Origin of the sequence: Streptomyces tanashiensis, from assembly GCF_014648895.1 — a bacterium.
In the GTDB taxonomy this organism is placed as follows: Bacteria; Actinomycetota; Actinomycetes; order Streptomycetales; family Streptomycetaceae; genus Streptomyces; species Streptomyces tanashiensis.
Genome location: NZ_BMRZ01000011.1, coordinates 269,794 through 276,032, shown reverse-complemented (window position 1 = coordinate 276,032; position 6,239 = coordinate 269,794). Strand labels below are relative to the sequence as shown.

The window sequence follows — 6,239 nt, the reverse complement described above, 5'->3', positions numbered from 1 at the left end:
GGCGGCCCGCCGGGCCTCGACGCGGGAGAGAGGCCGGCCGGCCGGAGCCGTGGGGCTCGTCGGTGCGCTGCCCCGGTTCCTGCCGCGGCCGCCCTTGGCCGCGCGACGGCGCTCGGCCCGCCCCGGCCCCGCGGCCGGCTCCGAGGCCGCGTCGGGAGCAGGCTCGGAGGGCTCTTCCAGGGCCTGCAGGGGCATCGTCTCGTCCGGGCGGGCCCGCCGGGGCTCCTCAGCCTCGTACGGCCCGTACGAGGGCTCGTAGGGCCCCTCTTGGGCGCCGGGCCCGTGGGACGCGGGCTCCTCGTACGCGTACGGCTCGGCGGGGGCGTAGGAGTCGGCGGGCACGTACGGGTCGGCCGGAGGCGTGTACGACTCGGCCGGAGGCGTGTACGGGTCGGCGGGAGGTGCGTACGCGTCAGCTGGAGGCGTGTACGGGTCGGCGGGAGGTGCGTACGCGTCAGCTGGAGGTGCGTACGCGTCAGCTGGAGGTGCGTACGCGTCAGCTGGAGGCGTGTACGGGTCGGCACCCGCGTACGGCTCGGCGGGAGCGTACGGACCCGTGGCGGCGTACGGCTCGGCGGCCGGGTACGGCTCGGCCGGGACGTACGGCTCGGCGGGTGCGTACGGCTCGGCGGGAGGCGCGTACGGGTCCGCGGGTATCGGCTCGGGCCCCGGCCCGTTCGTGGCACGGAACCACGGCGAGCCCGTCGTCACGCGACGGCCTTGCCCACCACCGGAGCGAGCCCTGCCGACCGGCCGATCGCCCCCTTGTCGCCGCACTGCTCCAGCCAGTTGGCCAGCATCAGGTGCCCGTGCTCGGTGAGGACCGACTCGGGGTGGAACTGCACGCCTTCGACGGGGAGTTCACGGTGGCGCAGCCCCATGATGATCCCGTCCTCGGTCCGTGCCGTGACCTCGAGCTCGGCCGGCACGGTGGCGGGCTCCGCGGCCAGCGAGTGGTAGCGGGTCGCGGTGAACGGCGAGGGCAGGCCGGCGAAGACGCCCCGGCCCTCGTGCGTGACGAGCGAGGTCTTGCCGTGGAGCAGCTCGGGCGCGCGGTCGACGACGCCGCCGTACGCCACGGCCATCGACTGCATGCCGAGGCAGACGCCGAAGACGGGAACGCCGGTGTCGGCGCAGTGCCGGACCATGTCGATGCAGACCCCGGCCTGTTCGGGCGCGCCGGGCCCGGGGGACAGCAGGACGCCGTCGAAGCCGTCCTGGGCGTGGCTCAGCTCGACCTCGTCGTTGCGGAGCACTTCGCACTCGGCGCCGAGCTGGTAGAGGTACTGAACGAGGTTGAAGACGAAGCTGTCGTAGTTGTCGACGACGAGAATTCGCGCGCTCACTGGCCGTCCACCGTCACATCGTTGAACGGAAGCAGAGGCTCCGCCCAGGGGAACACGTACTGGAAGAGGACATAGACGACCGCGAGGACCAGCACGATCGAGAGCAGCGCCCGTACCCACGCGTTGCCCGGCAGATGCCGCCAGATCCAGCCGTACATGACGTCGACCGCCCCTTCCGTTCGTTACGGGGACCAGAGTACGGGGCGAGGAGGGCGTGGGGGGTCAGCTGTCCAAAGCCTGTGGACGGCCGTCGGTCACCGGACGGGTGGCGTCGAGGTGCGCCCAGACGATGAGCCGGTGGCTGCTGCCCCATTCGGGGTCGCAGGTGGTGAGGGTGAGGTAGCGGCCGGGCCCGTCGAAGCCGGACTTCCTCGGGACGGGGTCGACGACGGCGGTGTCGCCGGGGACGGTCCGGTACGGGCCGCGGTCGATCCGGTACGTGAACCAGGTCGTGCCGTCGGTGAGGACGATCGCGTCGCCGCGCCGCAGCCGGGGGAAGTCCTTGAAGGGGTCGCCGTGGGTGCGGCGGTGGCCGGCGACGGCGAAGTTCCCGGTGTCGCCGAGCCCGGCGGTGCGGGTGTAGTGGCCGAGGCCCTGCTTCAGGACGTCGGGCCCGGTGCCTTCGAGGACGGGCCACTTCCAGTCCCGGCCGAGCCGGGGGACGTACATCACGGCGATGCCCTTGCCGGTGACGTACGGCGTCCGTACGCGCGCGGGTGCGGGTGCGGCGGCGACGGGCGTGTCGGTCCACGCGCGCTGGAGGGTGTCGATCTGGGCGGCGCTGGCGCTGTCGGCCTGGACGCCGGTCCAGTACAGGAGGTAGGCGACGAAGAGGACGACCAGGGCGCCCGCGGTGATGCACAGCTCGCTGAAGGTCCTGACGAGGAGACGCAAGCGGCCCTCCCGCTGTCAGCTCACCGGCTTCGCGTAGTGGAGGTCCACTGTGCCCGAGTACCCGGGAAGAGTCACCGCCTTGTGCTCGTCGACTTTCCAGCCGAGCCCGTACGCCTTGACGTACAGCTGGTAGTTCTGGAGCGCGGGGGAGCCGGCCAGCGCCTTGGCCAGCTTCCCCTGGTCGCCGACTGCGGTGATCTTGTACGGGGGTGAGTAGACGCGGCCCTGGAGGATCAGGGTGTTGCCGACGCAGCGCACGGCGCTGGTGGAGATGAGCCGCTGGTCCATGACCCGGATGCCTTCGGCGCCGCCCTGCCAGAGGGCGTTGACGACGGCCTGGAGGTCCTGCTGGTGGATGACCAGGTCGTTGGCCTGCGGTTCGGGGTATCCGGGGGCGGCCTGGGCGTTCGGCGGGGCGTCGTCGAGGGTGACGGTGAGGCCGGGGCCGGAGACCTCGGTGGTGCCCGCCTTCGCCTCGAGCGCGTCGAGCTTCTCGTCCTCCGCGCGCGTGGAGCCGTCGTCGCGGGCGGCGAGGGAGTCGACGTGGGCGCGGAGGGCGGCGGTGGACTCGTCGAGGCCGGCGTTCTTGTGGCTGCGTTCCTCGATCAGGTCGGAGAGCCTGAGGAGCGAGGCGTCCGTGCGGATGTTGGTGCCCTTGGCGGTGTTGAAACTCGTGACGAAGATCAGTCCGGCGAGGGCGAAAACGGCAAGCGTGAGCACCCGGACGGGGCGCCACCTCGTGGTGCGGCCCGGCCCTTCGGGAGTGTCGGCGGAATTGCTCAACGTACCCTGATCCCCTTCGGTGCCGCGGAACCACTACGCTAACGGACGCCTGGGGGACTCAGTCGTCCTCCTTCGTCACATCCCGGCGCCAGCCACAGTTCCCTGCGCGGTCACGCAGCGCATCGACAGGAGAGTCCCTCGTGCCGAAGTCACGGATCCGCAAGAAGGCCGACTTCACGCCTCCGCCCGCCAAGCAGGCGACCAACATCAAGCTGACCAACCGCAGCTGGGTGGCGCCGGTGATGCTGGCGCTGTTCGCCATCGGTCTGGTGTGGATCGTGGTCTTCTACGTCACCGACGGCTCCATGCCGGTCGAGTCGATCCGGAACTGGAACATCGTGGTGGGCTTCGGCTTCATCGCGGCCGGCTTCGGTGTCTCCACGCAGTGGAAGTGACCGCGAACCGGTCGATGTAGCGGTCGCACCGGGCCCTCGTCAAGCTCTCCCCCGAGCTTATCCACAGCGTTGTGCACAGCACTGGATAACTTACGAAGATCTGTGGATAACTCGCACGAGGTTGACGCCGGTATGACCGGAATCACCCCCGGCAGAACGTGCCACGCCCCTCGCCTCCCTGGAGAAACACCAGGTCAGAGGCGAGGGGCGTGGTCTTTCCCCAGAGCAGGGGAAAGATTCGCCACACACTGTGGATAACTCTGGGGAAAGCTCACTGAAGAGCTCTTCCACAGGCCCCCGCGCTCAGGTGAGCGCGGCTGAACGGACGAGCACGATCCCCAGGTCGATCAGGAGCACCAGCGCACAGGCCCCGTACTGGACGAGGTCCCGCCGCGCCCGCGGCGCGTGCAGCATCGCGTACGTCACCAGGACGCCGGCGACCAGGCCGCCGATGTGCGCCTCCCAGGAGATCCCCGGACGGGTGAACGTGATGAGCAGATTCAGCGCCACGAAAAGGATCGCCGGACGCATGTCCTGCCGCCTGCGCCGGGCCAGCACGATCCAGGCGCCGATCAGGCCGTAGACGATGCCGGAGGCACCGAGCGAGAACTGGTTCTGCGGCGCGAGCAGATAGGCGAGCGCGGAGCCGGAGAGCCCGGAGAGCAGGCAGAGGGCCGTGTACCGGATCCGCCCCAGCTCGGGTTCGACGATCCCGCCGATCATCCACAGGCCCAGCATGTTGAAGAGGAAGTGCGGGATCTCCTGATGGAGGAAGGCGGAGGTCAGCAGGCGGTACCACTCGCCGTCCGCGACGCCGACCGGTTCGCCGCTCGGAAGGTACGCGCCGCCGATGAGCGCGAGGTCGTCGACGAGCCGGTCGCCCATCACCTGGACGGCGATGAACAGCGCCAGGTTGATCGCCATGAGGATCTTGGTGACCAGGCGCCCGTCCGCCGCCACCCGGCCGCCCGCGAGCGTCCGGGGCTGGTTGGCGTCGGGCGCGTGACCGGTCCCCGAGCCGCCCCGGACGCACTCCGGGCACTGGAATCCGACGGAGGCGGAGATCATGCACTCGGTGCAGATGGGCCGCTCGCAGCGGGCGCAGCGGATGCCGGTCTCGGCCTCCGGGTGGCGGTAGCAGCGCAGCAGACCGGGCTGCGTGTCCATGGCGGGTTCCGTCCCTTCCGCCTCAGCGCTTCTCGATCACCACGGACTCGACGACCACGTCCTGGAGCGGACGCTCGGTGTGGGGATCGGTCGCGGTGGTCGCGATCGCGTCCACGACCTTCCGGCTCTCCTTGTCCACGACCTCGCCGAAGATGGTGTGCTTGCGGTTCAGCCAGGTCGCGGGGCCGACGGTGACGAAGAACTGCGAGCCGTTGGTGCCCGGGCCGGCGTTGGCCATGGCCAGCAGGTAGGGGCGGTCGAAGAAGAGCTCCGGGTGGAACTCGTCGGCGAACTCGTATCCGGGTCCGCCCGTGCCGTTCCCCAGCGGGTCGCCGCCCTGGATCATGAAGCCCTTGATGACCCGGTGGAAGACCGTTCCGTCGTAGAGCGGGTCCGAGGAGACCGTGCCGGTGGCGGGGTGCGTCCACTCACGCTCGCCGGAGGCGAGCTCGACGAAGTTCCGGACCGTCTTCGGGGCGTGGAACGGCATCAGCCGCACCTCGATGTCGCCCAGGCTCGTCTTGAGGATCGCGTACAGCTGCTCGGCCACGGTCGCCTTCCGTCCACGTCGTGTCGCGTCATGTCACGTCTGTCTCTGGCGTGTCCGATCCTCGCATGCCCCGGATGCCAGCCCCACATGCCGGACCTCGCTCCGGCGGGCATGATTCCGAAAAGGATGGAAAGGTGAAAAACCGACATCGCCACCGAGGAGGAGGAATCCCGTGACCCGCATGGACAGCGTGCGCGCCGCCACAGGTTCGGCGAAGGAGAGCGTCCTGCACGCCGCGGAAGTGGTGGCGCCGTACGCCGAAACGGCCAAGGACCAGGCCACGTACTACGCGCACGAGGCGCGGTCATGGGCCGCGCCGAAGGTCTCGAAGGCCGCTCAACAGGCCCGGGCGCAGGCTCGCGTGCAGTACGACTCGTATGTCGCACCGCATGTACCGCCGCGGGTCGACGCAGCCGCACACACTGCGGCGGTCAAGACCCGCCAGGCCGCCCGTCAGGCGGCCGACTACACCGTTCCGCGCGTCGAGAGCGCGGTCGCCGCAACCGGTCCCGTCCTCGAGGAGGCCGGATCGCGTTCCACCGCCGCCTGGGCCGCGCTGCGCGGTCAGGTGACGCCGAAGGACATCCAGAAGATCGTGAAGAAGCACGAGCGTCGGGCCAAGGCCGGACACCTCGCCAAGGGACTCGTCGTCCTCGGCCTACTGATCGGCGGCGCGTTCGTCGCCTGGAAGTGGTGGGACAAGCAGGCCAATCCCGACTGGCTGGTCGAACCTCCCGCTCCCACCGAGATGGGCGAGGGCTCCTCGCTGTCGTCCGTCGACGAGAGTGGGGCTCCCCTCGATGCGGAGGTGGAGACCGAGGCCGATGCCGATGCCGCAGCCGCCGCGGAGGCCGCCGAACGCGACGAACGCCGCTGACCGACCGCCACTCCTACCGAGGTCCTACCTACCGGGTCGTACTGGGTCCTGCTGGGGTCTTACTGAGGTCTTAGTGGGGTTCCACCGGGTCCTGCTGGGGTCCTGCTGGGGTTCCGCTGGGGTCCTGCTAGGTCCTACCGGGTCTTGCTGGGGCCTACTGGGGTCCTGCTGGGGTTCCGCTGAGTCCTGCTGAGGTTCCGCTAGTCCTGCTTGGGTCCTGCTGGGTC

General features: G+C 70.0%; 8 protein-coding genes and 1 pseudogene. 2 read left to right on the top strand and 7 right to left on the bottom strand.

What is annotated here, in order from left to right; all coding sequences use genetic code 11:
- The 5 genes and pseudogenes from IE237_RS28510 to IE237_RS28490 all read right to left on the bottom strand — a co-directional run.
- A pseudogene (locus IE237_RS28510) lies at positions 1-711 on the bottom strand (hypothetical protein); the annotation flags it as partial.
- The gene (locus IE237_RS28505) at positions 708-1,346 is read right to left on the bottom strand and encodes an aminodeoxychorismate/anthranilate synthase component II (protein WP_189804975.1); all 639 of its coding nucleotides are present in this window, start codon (positions 1,344-1,346) and stop codon (positions 708-710) included. The gene IE237_RS28505 and the pseudogene IE237_RS28510, both read right to left, overlap by 4 nt.
- On the bottom strand, positions 1,343-1,504 hold the full coding sequence (locus IE237_RS28500; protein WP_017240377.1) for a hypothetical protein: 162 nt from the start codon (positions 1,502-1,504) through the stop codon (positions 1,343-1,345). The genes IE237_RS28505 and IE237_RS28500 overlap by 4 nt, the downstream gene beginning before the upstream one ends.
- Before the next feature lie 64 nt (positions 1,505-1,568).
- A complete protein-coding gene (locus IE237_RS28495; protein ID WP_189804974.1) occupies positions 1,569-2,240 on the bottom strand; it encodes a class E sortase in 672 nt (223 codons plus the stop codon).
- A gap of 15 nt (positions 2,241-2,255) precedes the next feature.
- Positions 2,256-3,023: a DUF881 domain-containing protein gene (locus IE237_RS28490; RefSeq protein WP_189804973.1), complete on the bottom strand. Its 768-nt coding sequence runs from the start codon at positions 3,021-3,023 to the stop codon at positions 2,256-2,258.
- Positions 3,024-3,163: 140 nt separating this feature from the next.
- Here IE237_RS28490 and crgA point away from each other — a divergent pair, with 140 nt between their 5' ends.
- Positions 3,164-3,418, top strand: coding sequence for a cell division protein CrgA (gene crgA / locus IE237_RS28485; RefSeq protein WP_056565215.1), 255 nt, complete (start codon positions 3,164-3,166; stop codon positions 3,416-3,418).
- Positions 3,419-3,721: 303 nt separating this feature from the next.
- Here crgA and IE237_RS28480 read toward each other — a convergent pair whose 3' ends face one another.
- Positions 3,722-4,585 carry a rhomboid family intramembrane serine protease gene (locus IE237_RS28480; protein ID WP_189804972.1) on the bottom strand — a complete coding sequence of 288 codons (864 nt, stop codon included), beginning with the start codon at positions 4,583-4,585 and terminating at the stop codon, positions 3,722-3,724.
- Positions 4,586-4,607: 22 nt separating this feature from the next.
- Positions 4,608-5,135: a peptidylprolyl isomerase gene (locus tag IE237_RS28475; protein WP_189804971.1), complete on the bottom strand. Its 528-nt coding sequence runs from the start codon at positions 5,133-5,135 to the stop codon at positions 4,608-4,610.
- 172 nt (positions 5,136-5,307) lie between these two features.
- Here IE237_RS28475 and IE237_RS28470 point away from each other — a divergent pair, with 172 nt between their 5' ends.
- A complete protein-coding gene (locus tag IE237_RS28470; protein WP_189804970.1) occupies positions 5,308-6,012 on the top strand; it encodes a DUF5324 family protein in 705 nt (234 codons plus the stop codon).
- Positions 6,013-6,239: the final 227 nt, after the last annotated feature.

Excerpts from the sequence above, each read along its gene's own strand:
- IE237_RS28500 (WP_017240377.1), bottom strand. The coding sequence starts at position 1,504 with ATGTACGGCTGGATCTGGCGGCATCTGCCGGGCAACGCGTGGGTACGG.
- IE237_RS28480 (WP_189804972.1), bottom strand. The coding sequence starts at position 4,585 with ATGGACACGCAGCCCGGTCTGCTGCGCTGCTACCGCCACCCGGAGGCC.